We start from the raw sequence: 2,397 nt of genomic DNA on the forward strand, positions 1-2,397 counted from the left end.
AATTCCCATATCCGTAGTGGGTTGACCAATCAGCTGCCTGATCGTGATCCGGAGGAGACGGCCGAGTGGCTTGAGTCTTTGGATGCGTTGATTCAGGATGGTGGCACGGAGCGGGCGCAGTTCATTATGCGTAGTTTGTTGCAGCGTGCTGGTGCGCAGAGTGTGGGCGTGCCGATGGTGACGACCACTGATTATGTGAACACGATTCCTGCTGATCAGGAACCGGTGTTTCCGGGGGATGAGAAGATCGAGCGGAAGTATCGTGCGTGGTTGCGGTGGAACGCTGCGGTCATGGTCCATCGGGCGCAGTCTCCTGAGATTGGTGTGGGTGGGCACATTTCCACGTATGCCGGTGCTGCGACGTTGTACGAGGTGGGGTTCAACCACTTCTTCCGGGGCAAGGACCATCCAGGTGGTGGCGATCAGGTCTTTTTCCAGGGTCATGCTTCCCCTGGCATGTACGCGCGCGCGTTTTTGGAAGGTCGCCTCTCGGAGGAGGACCTGGATGGTTTCCGGCAGGAGAAGTCCAAAGAGGGCCATGCCCTCTCGTCGTACCCGCATCCGCGTTTGATGCCGGAGTTTTGGGAATTCCCGACCGTGTCGATGGGCATTGGCCCGATGAACGCGATTTACCAGGCGCAGTCCAACCGTTATTTGCATAACCGTGGCATCAAGGACACCTCGGACCAGCAGGTCTGGGCGTTTTTGGGTGATGGTGAAATGGACGAGCCCGAATCCAGGGGCCTGTTGCAGTTGGCAGCCAATGACAAGCTGGATAACTTGAATTTCGTGGTCAACTGCAATCTGCAGCGCCTGGACGGGCCGGTGCGCGGCAACGGCAAGATCGTGCAGGAACTCGAAGCGTTCTTCCGCGGTGCGGGCTGGAACGTGATCAAGGTGTTGTGGGGCCGGGAATGGGATGAGTTGCTGGCCCGGGACACGGATGGTTCGCTGGTGGATGTCATGAACACCACCGTTGATGGTGACTACCAGACGTACAAGGCCGAGTCCGGCGGGTTCGTGCGTGAGCACTTCTTCGGCCAGACCCCGCAGACCAAGGAACTCGCCGCGCACTTAAGCGATGACGAGGTCTGGAACCTGCGCCGTGGCGGCCATGACTACCACAAGGTCTACGCCGCGTACAAAGCCGCCGTTGAATTCAAGGGCAAGCCCACCGTCATTTTGGCGCACACCGTGAAGGGCTACGGCCTGGGCACCCACTTCGAGGCCCGCAACGCCACGCACCAGATGAAAAAGCTCACCCTGCAGGACCTGAAGGACTTCCGCACGCACCTGCACCTGCCCATCTCCGATGAGGTCCTGGAAGCCGACCCGTACCGGCCCCCGTACTACCACCCCGGCGCCGACGCCCCGGAAATCCAGTACATGATGGAACACCGCGCAGCCCTGGGCGGGTCCGTGCCGGAACGCCGCTCCACGCACACCGCGTTGGAACTGCCCGGGGACAAAGCCTACGAAATGGCGTTCAAGGGCTCAGGCAAACAACAAGCCGCCACGACCATGGCGTTCGTGCGCCTGCTCAAGGACCTGATGCGCGACAAGGGCATCGGTGCGCGCATCGTCCCGATCATCCCGGACGAGGCCCGGACCTTCGGCATCGACGCGTTCTTCCCGACCGCGAAGATCTACAACCCCAACGGGCAGAACTACCTCTCCGTGGACCGCGACCTGGTCCTGGCGTACAAGGAATCCATCTCGGGCCAGATCGTGCACGCCGGCATCAACGAAGCCGGTTCCGTGGCCGCGTTCACCGCCGCGGGCACCGCCTACGCCACCCACGGCGAGCCCTTGATCCCGGTCTACGTGTTCTACTCCATGTTCGGCTTCCAACGCACCGGAGACCAGTTCTGGGCCGCCGGAGACCAAATGACCCGCGGCTTCATCATCGGCGCCACCGCCGGGCGGACCACCCTCACCGGTGAAGGCCTCCAACACGCCGATGGCCACTCCCCCATCCTGGCCTCCACCAACGACGCCGTGATCAGCTACGACCCCGCCTACGGCTACGAAATCGGGGTCATCATGCGCGCCGGCCTTGAACGCATGTACGGACCCGGCTCCACGGACCCCAACGTCATGTACTACCTCACCGTGTACAACGAACCGATCCTGCAACCCAAAGCACCCGAAAACCTCGATGTGGAAGGCATCACCCGCGGCATCTACCTCCTGAAAAAGAGCGAACACACCGGCCCGCGCACCCAAATCCTCGCCTCGGGCGTGTCCGTGCCCTGGGCCCTGGAAGCCGCCCGGATCCTCGCCGAAGACTGGGGCGTCGCCGCGGACGTCTGGTCCGTGACGTCCTGGACCGAACTGCGCCGCGACGGCCTCGCAGCCGAAGAAGAAGCCTTCCTCCACCCCGAAAACGAACCCCGA

Annotated in this window: 1 protein-coding gene; it reads left to right on the top strand. The window is 62.2% G+C overall.

The window, feature by feature from the left end; genetic code table 11:
- A partial coding sequence (gene aceE / locus ACFUCV_RS14055; protein ID WP_380816790.1) for a pyruvate dehydrogenase (acetyl-transferring), homodimeric type occupies positions 1-2,397 on the top strand: 2,397 nt, incomplete at both ends.

The sequence above is a fragment of the Specibacter sp. NPDC057265 genome (assembly GCF_042668835.1).
Classification (GTDB): Bacteria; Actinomycetota; Actinomycetes; order Actinomycetales; family Micrococcaceae; genus Specibacter.